Source organism: Agrococcus beijingensis (assembly GCF_030758955.1).
In the GTDB taxonomy this organism is placed as follows: domain Bacteria; phylum Actinomycetota; class Actinomycetes; order Actinomycetales; family Microbacteriaceae; genus Agrococcus; species Agrococcus beijingensis.
In genome coordinates, this window is sequence record NZ_CP132360.1 from 649,336 (window position 1) to 665,391 (window position 16,056).

Sequence of the window (16,056 nt, forward strand, 5' to 3'; positions counted from 1 at the left end):
TCGCTGTGCTGCTGCGATCGTGGATGCTGCGGAGGGCGTGGGATTCGAACCCACGAGACATCTCTGCCCACCGGTTTTCAAGACCGGCTCCATCGGCCGCTCGGACAGCCCTCCAGACGCTCGACGCGGCTGGGAAGACGCGGCGGGCCTCGGAAGATTCTACTGGCGTGCTGGAGCTTTGAGCGAAGGCCCTTTCGGCCTGCGGCGCGACGCCGATGCCGTGGCCCGTCTCGGGGCACGGGAGCTGCCGACTGAGCCTCCGGCTTCAGGCGCTGACCAGCAGCCCCTCGAGCACGTCAGCCAGCCCGTCGTCGTGCACGTGCCCGGTCACCTCGCTGGCGGCCGCCTGCACCTCGTCGGGCGCCTGGCCCATGGCGACGGCGCGGCCGCCGCCCTCGATGGCCCACTCGAACATCTCGATGTCGTTGCGGCCGTCGCCGACCACCATCACGCGCTCTCGCGGGATCTCGAGCAGCCCGGCGACCAGCTCGAGCCCGGTCGCCTTGTTGACGCCGTCGGGCGCGATGTCGAGCCACGACGAGTAGCCGATCGCGTACGAGACCTTGTGCAGGCCCATCGATTCGACGATCTCGAGGAACTCGTCGACGTCGTGGTCGGGGCTCATCACGACGACGCGCATCGCCGGTTGCGCGAAGAGGCCCTCGAACTCGACCTCCTCCGCCTCGTCGAGGTTCCAGTCGATCATGCCGTTCGTGTAGCGGCGGTGGCCGCTGGCGTCCTCCACCATGAACGACCCGGTCGGGAGCCCCTGCGCGATGGTGCGCAGGGCGGCGGATGGGTCGAAGGTCTCCACGTGGATCGGCTCGTACCGCTCCCCCCGGCGCTCGAGCACGAGGGCGCCGTTCGCTGCGATGAGGTGGCTCGGCTCGATGCCGAGCCGCACGGCGGTCGACTCGGTGGTGCGCTGGGAGCGGCCGGTGGCGAGCACCACGACGTGACCGGCGTCGGCGACCGCACGCACCGCATCCGCCACCCTCTGGCTCATCGAGTCGTCCTCGTGCACGATGGTGCCGTCGATGTCGAGGCCGATCAGCATGCGCTCCATCAGGCGACCGGCTCGAGCACGGTGAGGCCGCCCAGGTAGGGCTGCAGCGCGGCGGGCACGCGCACCGAGCCGTCGGCCTGCTGGTGCGTCTCGAGCAGCGCGACCAGCCAGCGGGTGGTGGCGGCGGTGCCGTTGAGGGTCGCGACGGGCGCGGTCTTGCCGGTCTCGGTGCGGTAGCGGGTGGCGAGGCGGCGCGACTGGAAGGTCGTGCAGTTCGAGGTGGAGGTGAGCTCGCGGTACTGCTGCTGCGAGGGGATCCACGCCTCGATGTCGAACTTGCGGGCGGCCGAGGAGCCGAGGTCGCCGGCGGCCACGTCGATGACGCGGTAGTCGAGCTCGCAGGCCTGCAGCATGCGCTCCTGTAGGGCGCGCAGCCGGTCGTGCTCGGCCTCGGCCTCGTCGGGCTTCACGTACGAGAACATCTCGAGCTTGTTGAACTGGTGCACGCGCAGGATGCCGCGGGTGTCGCGGCCGGCCGAGCCCGCCTCACGGCGGTAGCAGGTCGACCAGCCGGCGTAGCGCAGCGGCTGCTCGAGGTCGACGATCTCGTCGGCGTGGAAGCCCGCGAGCGCCACCTCGCTCGTGCCGGTGAGGTAGAGGTCGTCGGCGGGCAGGTAGTAGACCTCGTCGGCGTGCTCGCCGAGGAAGCCGGTGCCGCGCATGATCTCGGGGCGCACGAGCGTGGGGGTGGTGAGCGGCGTGAACCCGTCGGCGAGCACCTCGTCGAGGCCCATGAGCATGAGCGCGAGCTCGAGCCGCATGCCGACGCCGGTGAGGTAGTAGAAGCGGCTGCCGGCGATCTTCGTGCCGCGCGCGATGTCGAAGGCCTTGAGGCTCTCGCCGAGCGCCACGTGGTCCTGCGCCTCGAAGTCGAAGCTGCGCTCGGTGCCGTGCGTGGCGAGGGTGATGAAGTTCTCCTCCCCGCCGGCGGGGACGTCGGGGTGCACGAGGTTGCCGAGCTTCGAGACGGATGCGTCGAAGGCACTCTCGGCGTCGGTCACCCTCGCCTGCGCCTCCTTCACACCCGCGGCGAGCGCCTTGCCCTGCTCGATGAGCGCCGGGCGCTCCTCCTTGCTCGCCTGCCCGACGAGCTTGCCGTGCGCGTTCTGCTCGGCGCGGAGCCGCTCGAACTCGGTGATGGCGGCGCGGCGGGCGGCCTCGGCGGCGAGCGCGTCGTCGACGTGGCTCACCGGGTCGCCGCGGCGCTCCTGGCTGGCACGGACGAGGTCGGGCTGCTCGCGCAGCAGCTGGGGGTCGATCACGCCCGCCAGTCTACGAGCGGGCGGGTGGACGCCGCGTCTGCGCCGCATCCGCACCCAGTCGCCGCGGGGTACTGTCTGCTCATGCGAGCCGCCATCGTCTTCAACCCCTCCAAGATGCAGCGCGCCACGCTCGCGCCCCAGATCGAGTCGGCGCAGCCGCTCGAATGGTCGGAGCCGCTGTGGTTCGAGACCGATGCCGACGACGCGGGCGAGGCGGCCGTGCAGGAGGCGCTCGACGCCGGCGTCGACCTGCTGATCGTCGCCGGCGGCGACGGCACGGTGCGCGTGGCAGCCGATGCCGCGACGGGCGCGCACGTGCCGCTGGCGATCATCCCCGCGGGCACCGGCAACCTGCTGGCGCGCAACCTGGGCATCGACGTCACGAACCTCAGGAACGCTGTGCAGACGGCATTCGAGGGCGACGAGCGCGAGATCGACCTGGGCGAGCTCGAGATCGAGGCGCCCGATGGCACCCGCTCGAAGCACGCCTTCGCGGTCATGGTGGGCTTCGGCCTCGACGCCGAGATGATCGACAAGACCGACGAGGGCCTGAAGAAGAAGGTCGGATGGCTCGCCTACGTCGATGCCGCCGGTCGCGTGATCTCGGGGCTCGAGAAGGTGCGCGTGCAGGTGCGCATGGATGGCGGCCGCACGGCCCGCTCGACGGTCAACACCATGCTCATCGGCAACTGCGGCACGGTGACGAACGGCATCGTGGTGCTCCCAGACGCGGTCATCGACGACGGCATGCTCGACATCGCGCTCATCCGTCCGCAGGGCGTGCGAGGCTGGGCGCAGGTCGCCGGCTACGTCGCCCGCAACAACATGCTGGTGACGAAGCTGCTCCGCCGCCGCGGCCACCTGGGCCGGCAGCGCACGGGGGCCGCGCTCGGCTACGGCCAGGCGAAGGAGACGCACGCCCGGCTCGACGAGCCGCGCGCTGTGCAGGTCGACGGCGACGTGGTCGGCGAGGCGATCGCGCTGCGGGCGACGATCCGTGACGACGCACTCGCCGTGCGGGTGCCGAAGGGCCGTGCCCAGGAGGGCGGCGTCGCGGTCTGAGCCGTCAGGCCTCGTAGGGCTCCCCGGCGATGAGGCCGCGCAGCCAGTCGCGCGCCTCCTCGAACGAGCGGTTCGTGTAGCGGCGCTCGACCTCGATCTTGTGGCCGTCGGCGCGCGGGTACGAACCCAGGAACGTCACCGACGGTGAGAAGCGCTTGAGGCCGAGCAGCGCATCCGCCACCCGTTCGTCGCGGATGTGGCCGTCGGCGTCCATCACGAAGCGGTAGCGGCCGAGCCGGTCGCCGATGGGCCGCGACTGGATGAGCGAGAGGTTGACGCCGCGGGTCGCGAACTGCTCGAGCATGTCGAGCAGCACGCCCGGCTCGTCGCTCGGCAGCTCGACCACGAGGCTCGTCTTGTCGGCGCCGGTCGGCTCGCTGGGAGCGCCCGCGCGACCGACGTAGAGGAACCGCGTCACCGCATCCGGGTTGTCGCCGATGCGGTCGGCGAGCACGTCGAGCCCCTCGACCCAGTGGCCGATCGTCGGGGTCGAGAGCGCCGCCTGGGCGGTGCCGGTGCCCAGGTCGGCGGCGGCGGTGACGTTGGATGCGGCGGGCAGGTGCGCACGGCCCGGCAGCTCGCGCTGCAGCCAGTCCGAGCACTGCGCCCACGCGACCGGGTGGGCGGCGATCACCCGGATGTCGTCGAGGCGGGTGCCGGCGGGGGCGACGAGCGAGAAGTTCACGCTCACGACGTGCTCGGAGATGATGCGGAGGCCCGGCGTGGCCGCGAGGGCATCCTGCGCGGCCGTGACGCCGCCCTCGATGGAGTTCTCGATCGCGATCATCGCCGCGTCGGAGCGGCCGGTCGCGACCGCGGTGAGCGCCTCGGCGACGTTCGCGACCGGGATGCGCTCGGCATCCTCCAGCCCCTCGACCTGCTCGAGGGCCGCCTCGGTGAACGTGCCGCGGGGGCCGAGGAACGTGACGACGCGGGGCTGGGTCATGGGTGCAAGCCTACGGTCGCGAGTCTGCCTCTCTCGGCGCCCTCCGTGCCAGCGACCGGACCGCCGCGAGGGTGCGCTCGATGTCCGCGGACGTCGTCGCCCACGACGACATCGAGCAGCGCAGCGCCGCGCGGCCGCGCCACTCGGCACCGGTGACGACGGCCGTGCCCTCGGCGAGGATCGCGCCGCCCAGCGCCCGCGTCGCCTCGTCGGCGTCGAGCCGGAACATCACCTGCGTGTAGTCGACATCGTTGACGACCTCGACGCCCTCGATCGCGGCGAGGCCCTCGGCCATCGCCTTCGCGTTCGCGTGCAGCCGGTCGATGAGCGCGGCGACCCCGGAGCGGCCGAGGCTGCGCAGCGCCGCCCAGGCCGGCACGCCGCGCGCGCGGCGCGAGAGCTCGGGGGTGACGTCCCACGGGTCGAGCCCGGTGTAGACGAGGTAGTCGCCACCGGTGCGGAACGCGGCGATCGAGTCGGCCGGGTCGCGCACGATCGCCATGCCGCAGTCGTACGGCACGTTCAGCGTCTTGTGCGCATCCGTCGCCCACGAGTCGGCCTGCTCCATGCCGGCGGTGAGGTGCTGCAGCGCCGGGCTCGCCGCCGCCCACAGGCCGAAGGCGCCGTCGACGTGCACCCACGCGCCGTTGCGGTGCGCGATCGGGATGAGCGCGGCGAAGTCGTCGAAGGCGCCCGTGTGCACCTCGCCCGCCTGCAGGCAGACGATCAGCGGGCCCTCGCCGTGCTCGAGCGTCCTCTCGAGCGCGTCTGGACGCATCCGCCCCTGGTCGTCGGCATCGACGACCTCGATCTCGCTGCGGCCGATGCCGAGGAAGCGCGCCGCCCGGTCGATCGAGCCGTGGCGGTCGGCGCCCACGACGAAGCGCACGGCGGGTGCGTTGCGCAGTCCCAGGTCGGCGAGATCCCAGCCGGCGCGGGCGAGCACGGCGTTTCGGGCGGCTGCGAGGCACGTGAAGTTGGCGATCTGGCCGCCGGTGACGAAGCCGACGCTCGCGGTGTCGGGGAGGCCGAAGAGGTCGAGCATCCAGCGGCCGGCGATGCGCTCGAGCGCGACCGTGGTGGGCGTGAGCATGGCGGAGCCGGAGTTCTGATCCCACGCGGAGACGAGCCAGTCGGCCGCGAGGGCTGCCGGCAGGGTGCCGCCGATCACGAAGCCGAAGAAGCGGGGGCCGGGGATGCCGACGAGGCCGGGGTCGGCGCCGCTCGCGAGCTGCTCGACGACTGCGGCCGGGTCTTGCCCGTCGTCGGGCAGCGGGCCGCCGAACACCTCGAGCATCTCGTCGAGCGTCGCGCGCGGCCAGACCGGCCGCTCGTCGAGCGAGCCCAGCCAATCGAGCGCGGCGCTGTGCGCCGCCTCGAGCGCCTTCGCGCGGTCGTCCGCGCCGTCGGGTGCGTCCACGGGCGTCAGTGTGGCACCGGATGCGATGCCGGACAACGGGTCGGATCCGCGCCTGCACAACGCAAGCCCGCGCGACCCGAACAGCGGCGTGCACGAGTCAGCCTCGTCGTCGGCCGCGGCATCGCGCTGGGCGGCTTGCATTGTGCGCGGCGGCGGGCCGAGATCGGCGCCGTGCGCGGCCGCGACCTGCCGCTGCCCAGCGGCCGGTGCTTGGATGGAGCCATGACTCGCGCAGGCACCGTCGCCCAGCCCCAGGACCTCATCGATGTCGCCGCCCTCGAGCGCGACTACTACGAGCTCGTGCCCGACGTGACGAACCCCGACCAGGCGGTCGCGTTCGGCACCTCCGGCCACCGCGGCAGCGCGTTCGACACAGCCTTCAACGAGGCGCACATCCTGGCCATCACGCAGGCGATCTGCGAGTACCGCGCGGGCCAGGGCATCACCGGGCCGCTCTTCATCGGCCGCGACACCCACGCCCTCTCGCTGCCGGCCGAGCGCACCGCGCTCGAGGTGCTGGTCGCGAACGGCGTGCGGGTGATGGCGGATGCGCGCGGCTCCGTGACCCCGACCCCGGCGGTGTCGCGGGCGATCCTCGACTACAACCAGGACGCATCCGCCACTGAGGACGGGGACCAGGCCGACGGCATCGTCGTCACCCCCTCGCACAACCCGCCCCGCGACGGCGGCTTCAAGTACAACCCGCCGCACGGCGGGCCGGCCGACTCGGATGCCACCGGCTGGATCGCCAAGCGCGCCAACGAGCTGATCGCCGGCGGGCTCGAGGGCGTGCAGCGCGTCGAGGTGGCGGGCGGCAGCGACCCGCGCGTGGAGCTCTACGACTTCCGCGAGGAGTACGTGGCGGCGCTCGGCCGGGTCATCGACTTCGAGGCGATCAAGGCGTCGGGCATCCGCATCGGGGCCGACCCGCTCGGCGGCGCGGCGGTCGACTACTACGGCGCGATCGCCGAGCGGTACGGCATCGACCTGACGGTCACCAACCCGGCGGTCGACCCGACCTGGGCGTTCATGACGCTCGACTGGGACGAGAAGATCCGCATGGACTGCTCGAGCCCCAACGCGATGGCCTCGGTGCTCGAGCGCCGCGACGAGTTCGACATCCTCACCGGCAACGACGCCGACGCCGACCGCCACGGCATCGTCACGCCCGACGGGGGTCTGATGAACCCCAACCACTTCCTCGCGGTCGCCATCGAGTACCTCTACGCGCACCGGCCCCAGTGGCGCGCCGACGCGGCCATCGGCAAGACGCTCGTGTCGTCGTCGATGATCGACCGGGTGGCGGATGCGCTGGGTCGCCGGCTCTGGGAGGTTCCGGTGGGCTTCAAGTGGTTCGTGCCGGGCCTCGTCGACGGCTCGGTGGGCTTCGGCGGCGAGGAGTCGGCGGGGGCGTCGTTCCTGCAGGCCGACGGCACCGTGTGGACGACCGACAAGGACGGCATCCTGCTGTGCCTGCTGGCGTCGGAGATCCGCGCGGTCACCGGGCAGTCGCCGTCGCAGCTGTACGGGGCGCTCACGGCGCGGTTCGGCTCGCCCGTGTACGAGCGGGTGGATGCGCCGGCGACGCGGGAGCAGAAGGCGCGACTGGGCAAGCTGTCGGGCGATGCGGTCGTGGCGGAGTCGCTCGCGGGCGACCCGATCATCGCGCGGCTGACGGAGGCGCCCGGCAACGGCGCCGCGATCGGCGGGCTGAAGGTCGTCACCGAGCGCGCCTGGTTCGCGGCCCGGCCGTCGGGCACCGAGGACGTCTACAAGATCTACGCGGAGTCGTTCGTCGGCGTCGACCACCTGCGCCAGGTGCAGGCGGAGGCGAAGGCGATCGTCGACGCGGCCCTCGCTGGGTAGCGGAGGCCCAGTGGGGCCTTCGCGCGAGGGCCGCCGAGCGCGCCAGCGCGAGGATGGCCGGGTAGCCGCCCGGGAACGCGCCTCGCCCAGTCGACTGGCGCCTCCCGCAGGTGAGTGGCGGCTCGCGCAGGTGAGTGGCGCGGGCCGCGGCCGACTGGCGCCCCCCCGAGGTGATGGCCGGGTAGCCGAGGTGGATCGCGCCTCGCCCAGTCGACTGGCGCCTCCCGCAGGTGAGTGGCGCCGCCCGCGGGTGAGTGGCGGCTCCCGCAGGTGAGTGGCGGCTCCCGCAGGTGAGTGGCGCCTCCCGCAGGTGAGTGGCGGCTCCCGCAGGTGAGTGGCGGATTGCTCATATTGGAGGCGATTCCGCTCGTCCTCTGCCACCAGTGAGCGCCAACCGGCCAGTCAGGCACGGGAGGGCGCCAGTCAGACACCGCAGGCGCCACTCAGGCACCGCAGGCGCCACTCAGCCACCGCAGGCGCCACTCAGGCACCGCAGGCGCCACTCAGCCACCGCAGGCGCCACTCAGACACCGCAGGCGCCACTCAGGCACGGGAGGCGCCACTCGGGCGGCGGGCTACGGGGCGAACGAGTCCGTGACGATGCGCACGTCGGGACCCAGCGCATCCGTCACGAGGGCCAGGCCCGACTCGACCGTCAGGTCGTTGCGCCAGGCCGAGCGGGTGATCGGCTCGGCGGCGTCGACGAGCGGATGCAGCTGCAGGTTGCGGCGGTTGATCCACTGCTGCGAGACGAACTGCTGCGGCGTCAGGTCGAAGTGCATGTAGATCGGCACCGCCGCCGGGTCGATTACCTCGACCGGCCCGCCCGGCACGCCGACGAGCGAGAACTGCGCCACCGCGCTCACCACCCGCGGAATGGCCATCTGCGTCGTCACCGAGTTGCCCAGCGAGTAGTAGACGAACGCGCGCGAGCCGTCGGCGCGCGTCAGCCACTCTGCCTCCTGCAGCACGTGCGGATGCGTGCCGAGGATCACCTCGGCGCCCAGGTCGGCCAGACGCTGCGCCTGCTCCCGCTGCCGCGCGTTGACGACCGTCGAGTACTCGTCGCCCCAGTGCACCGCGATGATCGTCGCGTCGGCGATCTGCTCGGCCTCGGCCATCTGCTGCTCGACGAGCGGATCGTCGAGCCACGTCACGACGGTGTCGTTCGTGGGCGTGTTCGACAGGTCGACGAAGTTCAAGAAGGCGACCGTGAGCGGCCCGTCGACGCCCACGGGCACCTCGGCGGTCGGCACGAGCGCCTGCTCCTCGGCCGAGCGGAAGGCGCCGGAGATGAGCAGCGGGTCGAGGCCGTCCCACACCGCCCGCGTCAGGTCGACGCCCACCTGCCCGCGGTCGAACGTGTGGTTGTTGCCGAGGCCGATCGTGTTGCAGCCGGCCGCGGCGATGCCCTCGGCGAACTCGACCGGAGCGTTGAACGCCGGGAAGTACGACAACCCCAGCTCGACGCCGCCCGAGGGTGCCTCCTGGTTGCAGTAGACGAGGTCGCTGTCGGCCCAGATGGGCTTGGCGGCGTCGAAGAACTGGCCGTAGTCGTACCCGCCGTCCTCCGTGCGCGCATCCATCGTCACCGAGTCGTGCGGCAGGATGTCGCCCATCGCGCTCACCGAGACGGTGACCGGCTCGGCTGTCGGCGTGGGCGTCGGGGTCGCGGATGCCGTGGGCTCGGCCGCGACGTCGCTGGCCGAGGGTGCCGGGTCGAGCGAGCCCTGCTGGCAGCCGGTGAGCAGCAGTGCGGCGCCCGCCGTGAGCGCGGCGAGGCGCACGAGACGTGCGGAACGGGTGCGCGGAGCCTGCTGCAGCATGCGGCCAGGCTACGCGGCTGGCGCGTCAGTCCATCGCCGCGAACAGCACGTACAGGCCGATCACGACGACGATGCCGAGCAGTGCCATGCCCCAGTCGCCGTTCGTTCGCGGGCCGCCGCCGCTGGGCGAGCGCCTCGAGCTCGAGCCCGCGCTCGAGCTCGAGCCCCAGCTCCACGACGACCCTCTCGATCTCGAGCCCGAGCGCGAGCGCGATCCCGACGAGCCGCCGAAGAGGCCGCCGCCGCCCGACCGCGATCCGCCGCCCATGAAGCTGCGGCCGGACGACCGGCCGAAGCCGCCGCCACCGCCGCTGCGCTTGCCGCCGCCGCTGCGGCCACTCACCTTGCCCATGCGGGCAGGCTACGACGTGCGTCTGCGAGCGCGCCCGGGTCCGCGAGACCACCGCTCGTGCGCATGGAGCAGCAGACTCTCTGCACGCCCAGCATCAATCCGCCGATCCCTGGCACAATCGAACGAACACTGCGCCTGCCGAGAGGGCCCCGATGCTGCGATGGATCAAGCGCCATCGCCGATCGTCGACCGCGGCAGGCCTCGTGACCGCCGTGAGCATCGCGCTGGGCGTCGTGGCGTTCAGCCACGACGGGTTCACCACCACCGATGTCGAGATGCACGACGGCAGCGTCTGGGTGACGAAGAGCGACACCCTGCAGCTCGGCCACCTCAACGTGCAGGCGGGCGAGCTCGACGCCGCGCTCACCTCGCCCTCGAACAGCTTCGACGTGCTGCAGGATGCGGGCCGGGTGCTGCTGCTCGCGCACGACACCTCGACGGCGATGGTCGTCGACCCAGCGACCGTGCAGGCCGGCACCGCCATCACCCTGCCGCCCGGCGGCGCGATCGCGATGGGCGGCGGCATGGTCGCGGTCACCGATCCCGAGACCGGCATGCTGTGGCCGATGCGCTGGGCCGACCTGCCGGCCTTCGCGCCCGCGACCACGGAGCCGGCGATCGAGGTCGGCGGCGGGGTCGTCGCCGCGGTCGGTCGCGACGGCACGATCGTCGCGGTCTCGCCGGAGACGGGCGTCGAGATGACGGTGCGCGAGGGCGACGACGGGCTCGAGCCGCAGTCGCGCGAGCGCGGCGAGCTGCGCGGCATGGACGAGCCGACGATCACGATGGTCGGCGATCGCCCGGTGGTGCTCGATGCCGCATCGCAGACGCTGCTGCTGCCGGGCGGCGCGGTGCAGACCGAGGCGGATGCGGTGCTGCAGCAGGTGGGCGACGCGGCCGACCGGGTGCTGCTCGCGAGCCCGACGTCGCTGGTCAGGCAGCCGCTCGACGGCGGCGGTGCGAGCATCGACGAGGTCGCCGACACGGGGTCGGACGCGGTCGCGCCCGTGCAGCTCGGCGGCTGCGCCTTCGGCATCTGGCCGGCCACCGGTCGGTTCGTGCGCGACTGCGCCGACGACGGCCGCGACACCGAGGAGCTGGTCGAGCAGGCGGCAGGCACGCCGCTGGTGTTCCGGGTGAACCGCGACACGGTCGTGCTCAACCAGTTCGCGGCAGGTCGCTCGTGGCTGCTGTCGGACGAGTTGATCATGGTCGACAACTGGGACGACCTGGTGCCCCCGCAGTCCGAGGAGACGAGCGACGAGGAGTCCGAGTCGACCGAGGACGTCTTCGAGAACGTCACCCCACCCGTCACCGAGGAGAACTCACCGCCGACCGCGAACGACGACGACTTCGGCGCGCGCGCTGGCCGCTCGACCCTGCTGCCGGTGCTCTGGAACGACAGCGACCCCGACGGCGACGTGCTCACCGCATCCCTCTCCGGCGACGTGCCCGAGGGCGTTTCGGTCGCCGCCGTCGAGAACGACTCGCAGCTGCAGGTGCAGCTCTCCCCCTCCTACGCCGGCGGCGACTTCGCCTTCGAGTACGCGGTCGCCGACGGTCGCGGCGAGAGCGACACCGCGACGGTGCGCCTGGCAGTGCGCGGCGACGACGAGAACTCCGTGCCCGAGCCGCTGCGCGAGACCACGTTCGTCGTCGAGCAGGGCGCGACGGCCGAGTACCAGGTGCTGCAGGACTGGCACGACCCCGACGGCGACGACATGGTGCTCGTCGACGCGGTCAGCGACTCCGGTGACACGATCCAGACGGATGCGTCGGGTCGGCTCGTCTACACCGCCACCGGGGAGGCGGGCCTCCAGGCGGTGCTGCTGACGATCTCGGACGGCCGCGACAGCACGACCGGTGAGCTGCAGGTCGACGTGCGCGAGCCCGGCAGCGCGCCGCCGTTCGCCAACGCCGACTTCGTCTCGACGGTCGCCGGCCGCGAGGTGGCCGTGCGCCCGCTGCTGAACGACTACTCGCCCAGCGGCGCCCCGCTGCGGCTCGCGCAGGTCGGCGAGGTGCCCGGCGTGACGATGCAGTGGGATCCGACGACCGGCACCGTGCGCATCGTCGACGGCCCGGTCGGCACCCACTACTTCAGCTACATCGTCGCCGCCGACGGCCCCGAGACCGCCTCCGGCCGCATCCGCGTCGACATCCGCGAGCCCGACGACGAGGCCCGCCCGGTCGCGGTGCGCGACACGGCGCTGCTGCCGCAGCAGGGCGAGGCGCTCGTCGACCTGCTCGCCAACGACGTCGACCCGACCGGCGGCGTGCTGGTGGTGCAGCAGCTGACGATCGAGAACGGCGCCCCGATCTCGGTCGAGCTGATCGACCGACGGCTCGCGCGCATCCGCGATGCGCGCGGCATCGACGCGCCGTTCCAATTCAGCTACACCGTCTCGAACGGGCGCTTCAGCGAGACCGGCACCGTTGAGGTGATCCCGGTCGCGCCGCCCGCCCAGCCGCGGGCACCGGTCGCGGTCGACGATAGCGCGACGGTCCGCGCCGGCGACTTCCAGACCGTCGACGTGCTCGGCAACGACTTCTCGCCCGACGGGGGCGCGTTCGCGCTGTCCCCGCAGCTCGTCGACGGCGGCTTCGCCTCGCTCGACGAGGGCCTCGCCTTCGTGTCGGAGGGCCGGCTGCGCGTGCACGCGCTCGAGGCCGCGTCGGGCAGGGTGACCATCGCCTACGAGATCGTCGACGAGCTCGGCAACCGCGACAGCGCCACGCTGACGGTCGAGGTCGTGCCGCGCGCCGACGCGGGCAACGATCCCCCGATGCCTCGCACCGTCACCTCGCGCGTGCTCGCGGGCTCGTCGGTGCGCATCCCCATCCCCCTCGAGGGCATCGACCCCGACGGCGACGGCGTCGACCTGGTCGGCTACGACTCGGCCCCCGACCAGGGCGAGATCACCGAGACCGGTGCCGACCACTTCGTCTTCGAGGCCTACCCCGACGCGGCGGGCACTGTCGAGTTCGTCTACCGCGTGCGCGACCGCTGGGGCGAGGAGGCGACGGCATCGGCGATCATCGGCATCGCGCCCGCCGCGAGCGTCAACCAGACGCCATTCGCCGAGCTCGACACCGTCGTCGCGCGGCCCGACCGCAGCATCGCCATCCCGGTGCTCGACAACGACTCCGACCCCGATCAGGATCCCCTCTCGCTCCAGCCGGAGAAGCTCGAGCTGCCGCCCGAGCTCGAGGGCGCCGCCATCGACCGCGAGCGCGGCACGATCGACCTGCGCACGCCCGCCGTGCCCGGCATCCACCAGTTCACCTACGGCGTGGAGGACTCCGGCGGCGCCTCGACCACGGGCACGGTCATGCTGACGGTCGACGCCGACGCGCAGCTGCTGCCGCCGATCGCGAAGGACGACCCCGTCCCCGCCGCCGACGTGGTGCTCGGGCAGCCCATGCGGGTGCCGGTGCTCGCCAACGACGTCGACCCCGACGGCGACGCCGACGAGCTGCAGCTCTCGATCGTGACCGGTCGGGGAACGGTGGTCGGCGACGAGGTCGAGGTCGAGCCGACGGATGCGTTCCAGGTCATCACCTACCGGGTGACGGATGTCGACGGTCAGACCGCGGAGGCGTTCCTGAGCGTGCCCGCGGTGCGGAGCCCCGCGCCCATGCTCGCGAGCACCGAGCCGGTGCAGGTGCCGTCGGGGGTGCTGCGCGAGCTGCCGCTGCGCGAGTTCGTCGTGGTCTCCTCCGGCAACGCGCCGCGCATCACCTCGGGCGAGACGGTGACCGCCGTCAACGCCGACGGCTCGGCGCTGGTGATCGACCCGGAGACGCTCGCCTACACCTCCGTGGCGGGCTACACCGGGCCCGCGTCGATCACCTTCGAGGTGACCGACGGCACGAGTCCCGAGGATCCGGCGGGCAACACCGCGGTGCTGACGATCCCCATCGAGGTGATCGCCTCGAGCGTGATCCCGCCGATCTTCGCCGGCGCGAGCCTCGAGGTGGTGGCAGGCGAGCGGGCGACCGAGTTCGACCTGCGCGCGGCCACCACCGACCCCGACCCCGGCGACCTCGAGGCGATGCGCTACGACGGGCTCGCCGGCTCGGGCGAGGGCGTGCTCGCCTCGCTGAACGGCTCGGTCTTCACCGCGAGCGCTGAGCGCACGACCCGCCCTGGCACCACGACGTCGTACCAGGTGCGCATCACCGACCCGCACGGCAACGAGATCACCGGCACGGTGCTGCTCACGGTGGTGGCGACCGACCGGCCGCTGGCGGCCACAGAGATCGACGCGGTCGAGGGCGTGCAGGGCCAGCCGCTCGTGATCGACGTGCTGCGCAACGACTTCAACCCATACGCGAACGACGGCGTGCCGCTGCGCGTCGTCGACGCGCAGGTCGCCGCGGGCGACGGCGTCGCATCGTTCGGCGATCGCGAGGCCACCGTCACCCCCGGCCCCGACTTCTCCGGGCTGCTGACGGTGCAGTACACGGTGGAGGACGCGACCGAGCTGACCGAGCGCCGCGTGACCGGCACGGTCGCCGTCACCGTGAAGGGCAGGCCCGACGCGCCGCTGCGGCCCAACGTCAAGTCGGTCGGGGACCGTCAGGTCACGCTCGAATGGGCGGCGCCGCTGTCGAACGGCGCCCCCATCACCGGCTACCTGGTGCAGTCGGCCGACGGCTCCGCGTCGCAGCAGTGCCCCTCGACGACCTGCGCGATCGAGGGGCTCCAGAACAACGTCACCTACACGTTCCACGTCACCGCGCAGAACGAGGTGGGCGACTCCGACGCCTCCCCCGCTTCCGCCGACGCCCGCCCCGACGTGCGGCCCGAGGCGCCGCCGGCGCCCACAGCGACCCGCGGCGACACGCAGCTCGACATCGCGTGGGCACCGGCCGTCTCGAACGGCTCGCCCGTGACCAACTACATCCTCGAGATCTCGCCGGCACCGGCGAGCGGCACGATCATGGTCGAGACCGGCACCGCGACCTCCTACACCTGGACGGGACTCGCCAACGGCACCGCCTACTCGTTCCGCGTGCGGGCCGAGAACCTGGCGCCAGAGCCGGGCGACTGGTCGACCTCGTCGCGGGCCGAGACGCCCGCCGGCCGGCCGTTCCCGGTGACCGGCGTCACCAGCTCGGTCGACCGCTCCATCCCGCGCGAGGTGCAGATGTCGGTGTCGTGGGCTGCGGCGAACGGCAACGGCGCCGAGGTCACGACCTACACGGTGACGCCGTCGCGAGGTCAGGCGCAGACGGTCACCGGCACCAGCGCCAGCTTCGCGAGCATCCCCGCCGACGGGTCGGAGATCACCTTCACCGTGGTCGCGACCAACGCGGTCGGCGCGAGCGACGCATCCGCCCCCACCCCCGCGCTCCGCGCGGTGAACGGGCCGGAAGCGCCCGGCTCGGTGAGCGTGGTCGACGGCGACGGCCAGGTGCAGGTGAGCTTCGCGCCAGGCGCGACGAACGGGCTGCGCGCCGACGAGGTGCTGTTCGAGGTGTCGAGCGCCGCAGGCGTGCAGCAGATGGGCCCCGGCGGCACCTACACCGGACTCAGCAACCACGGCGGGCCCTACGCGGTGCAGGTGCGCGCCTTCGCGATCATCGACGGGCAGCGCTACGAGAGCGCCTGGGCGGCGTCGAGCAACCAGGCCAGCCCGTACGGGCCTCCGCCGGCACCCACAATCTGGATGACGTCGCAGACCGAGCAGGTGACCTACTTCTGGCAGCCGAACGGCACGAACGGGCGACCGCTCGCGCGCATCGAGTGGACGCAGGAGAACGCCGGCGCCGACATCAAGTCGGTGGACCCGACCGCAGGCTCGCAGTCGCAGAGCCTGCCCGGCGGTCATCAGGCGTTCATGACCGCGATCGTGGTGGATGTGGACGGCAACGTGAGCGAGCGGGTCACGGTCGGTCCCGTGGTCGCCGGCTACCAGCCCGGCGTCATCTCGCTGCAGCGAGGCCCCGTCGCCCACCGCGACACGTGCAACGTCGGCAAGCCGACGCCGTGCTACGCCTACGAGCTGCACTGGAGCAACATGGTGCCAGGCACGTACGACTACAACTGCTTCCACACGGTGGGCCTCGGGCAGCCCGCCACGCGCCGTGTCGTCATCCCGGCCGCGAGCGGCTCCACCCGGGTCGAGATCGACGACTCCTGGCTCTGCCACAGCGGCGAAGCGGGCGAGGCGTGGATGACCGTGACGGGCGGGCCGAGCAGTCAGGACATCATCACGCCACGCATCGCCTGGCCCGGGCCCTGAGCCCC

Annotated in this window: 9 protein-coding genes and 1 tRNA gene; 3 read left to right on the forward strand and 7 right to left on the reverse strand. The window is 72.5% G+C overall.

The genetic code is table 11. The annotated features are described in order from the left end of the window. Positions 1-29: 29 nt before the first annotated feature. The 3 genes from Q9250_RS03035 to serS form a co-directional block, all read right to left on the reverse strand. Positions 30-114, reverse strand: a tRNA-Ser gene (locus tag Q9250_RS03035). Between the two features lie 151 nt (positions 115-265). Next, the gene (locus tag Q9250_RS03040) at positions 266-1,066 is read right to left on the reverse strand and encodes an HAD family hydrolase (protein ID WP_306233098.1); all 801 of its coding nucleotides are present in this window, start codon (positions 1,064-1,066) and stop codon (positions 266-268) included. Then, positions 1,066-2,328: a serine--tRNA ligase gene (serS, locus tag Q9250_RS03045; protein WP_306233099.1), complete on the reverse strand. Its 1,263-nt coding sequence runs from the start codon at positions 2,326-2,328 to the stop codon at positions 1,066-1,068. Before serS ends, Q9250_RS03040 begins: the two co-directional genes overlap by 1 nt. Positions 2,329-2,409: 81 nt before the next feature. On the opposite strand from serS, the gene Q9250_RS03050 reads away from it, so the two are divergent. Further along, positions 2,410-3,390 (forward strand): diacylglycerol/lipid kinase family protein, encoded by a 981-nt coding sequence (locus Q9250_RS03050; RefSeq protein ID WP_306233100.1) that lies wholly within the window; start codon positions 2,410-2,412, stop codon positions 3,388-3,390. 4 nt (positions 3,391-3,394) lie between these two features. On the opposite strand, the gene pheA is transcribed toward Q9250_RS03050, so the two are convergent. Beyond that, on the reverse strand, positions 3,395-4,336 hold the full coding sequence (pheA, locus tag Q9250_RS03055) for a prephenate dehydratase (protein ID WP_306233101.1): 942 nt from the start codon (positions 4,334-4,336) through the stop codon (positions 3,395-3,397). A 10-nt stretch (positions 4,337-4,346) separates the two neighbouring features. Continuing rightward, a complete protein-coding gene (locus Q9250_RS03060) occupies positions 4,347-5,756 on the reverse strand; it encodes a pyridoxal phosphate-dependent decarboxylase family protein (protein WP_306233102.1) in 1,410 nt (469 codons plus the stop codon). A gap of 222 nt (positions 5,757-5,978) precedes the next feature. Here Q9250_RS03060 and pgm point away from each other — a divergent pair, with 222 nt between their 5' ends. Next, complete coding sequence (pgm, locus tag Q9250_RS03065; RefSeq protein ID WP_306233103.1) at positions 5,979-7,622, forward strand: phosphoglucomutase (alpha-D-glucose-1,6-bisphosphate-dependent); 1,644 nt, start codon at positions 5,979-5,981, stop codon at positions 7,620-7,622. 575 nt (positions 7,623-8,197) lie between these two features. On the opposite strand, the gene Q9250_RS03070 is transcribed toward pgm, so the two are convergent. Both Q9250_RS03070 and Q9250_RS03075 read right to left on the reverse strand, forming a co-directional pair. Continuing rightward, on the reverse strand, positions 8,198-9,448 hold the full coding sequence (locus tag Q9250_RS03070; RefSeq protein WP_306233104.1) for a CapA family protein: 1,251 nt from the start codon (positions 9,446-9,448) through the stop codon (positions 8,198-8,200). A gap of 25 nt (positions 9,449-9,473) precedes the next feature. After that, complete coding sequence (locus Q9250_RS03075; protein ID WP_306233105.1) at positions 9,474-9,800, reverse strand: hypothetical protein; 327 nt, start codon at positions 9,798-9,800, stop codon at positions 9,474-9,476. 152 nt (positions 9,801-9,952) lie between these two features. On the opposite strand from Q9250_RS03075, the gene Q9250_RS03080 reads away from it, so the two are divergent. Then, on the forward strand, positions 9,953-16,051 hold the full coding sequence (locus Q9250_RS03080; RefSeq protein ID WP_306233106.1) for an Ig-like domain-containing protein: 6,099 nt from the start codon (positions 9,953-9,955) through the stop codon (positions 16,049-16,051). Positions 16,052-16,056 lie beyond the last annotated feature (5 nt).

Coding starts and splice junctions, on each gene's coding strand:
- Q9250_RS03050 (WP_306233100.1), top strand. CDS start 2,410: ATGCGAGCCGCCATCGTCTTCAACCCCTCCAAGATGCAGCGCGCCACG.
- Q9250_RS03080 (WP_306233106.1), top strand. CDS start 9,953: ATGCTGCGATGGATCAAGCGCCATCGCCGATCGTCGACCGCGGCAGGC.
- Q9250_RS03070 (WP_306233104.1), bottom strand. CDS start 9,448: ATGCTGCAGCAGGCTCCGCGCACCCGTTCCGCACGTCTCGTGCGCCTC.
- pgm (WP_306233103.1), top strand. CDS start 5,979: ATGACTCGCGCAGGCACCGTCGCCCAGCCCCAGGACCTCATCGATGTC.
- Q9250_RS03040 (WP_306233098.1), bottom strand. CDS start 1,066: ATGGAGCGCATGCTGATCGGCCTCGACATCGACGGCACCATCGTGCAC.
- Q9250_RS03075 (WP_306233105.1), bottom strand. CDS start 9,800: ATGGGCAAGGTGAGTGGCCGCAGCGGCGGCGGCAAGCGCAGCGGCGGT.
- pheA (WP_306233101.1), bottom strand. CDS start 4,336: ATGACCCAGCCCCGCGTCGTCACGTTCCTCGGCCCCCGCGGCACGTTC.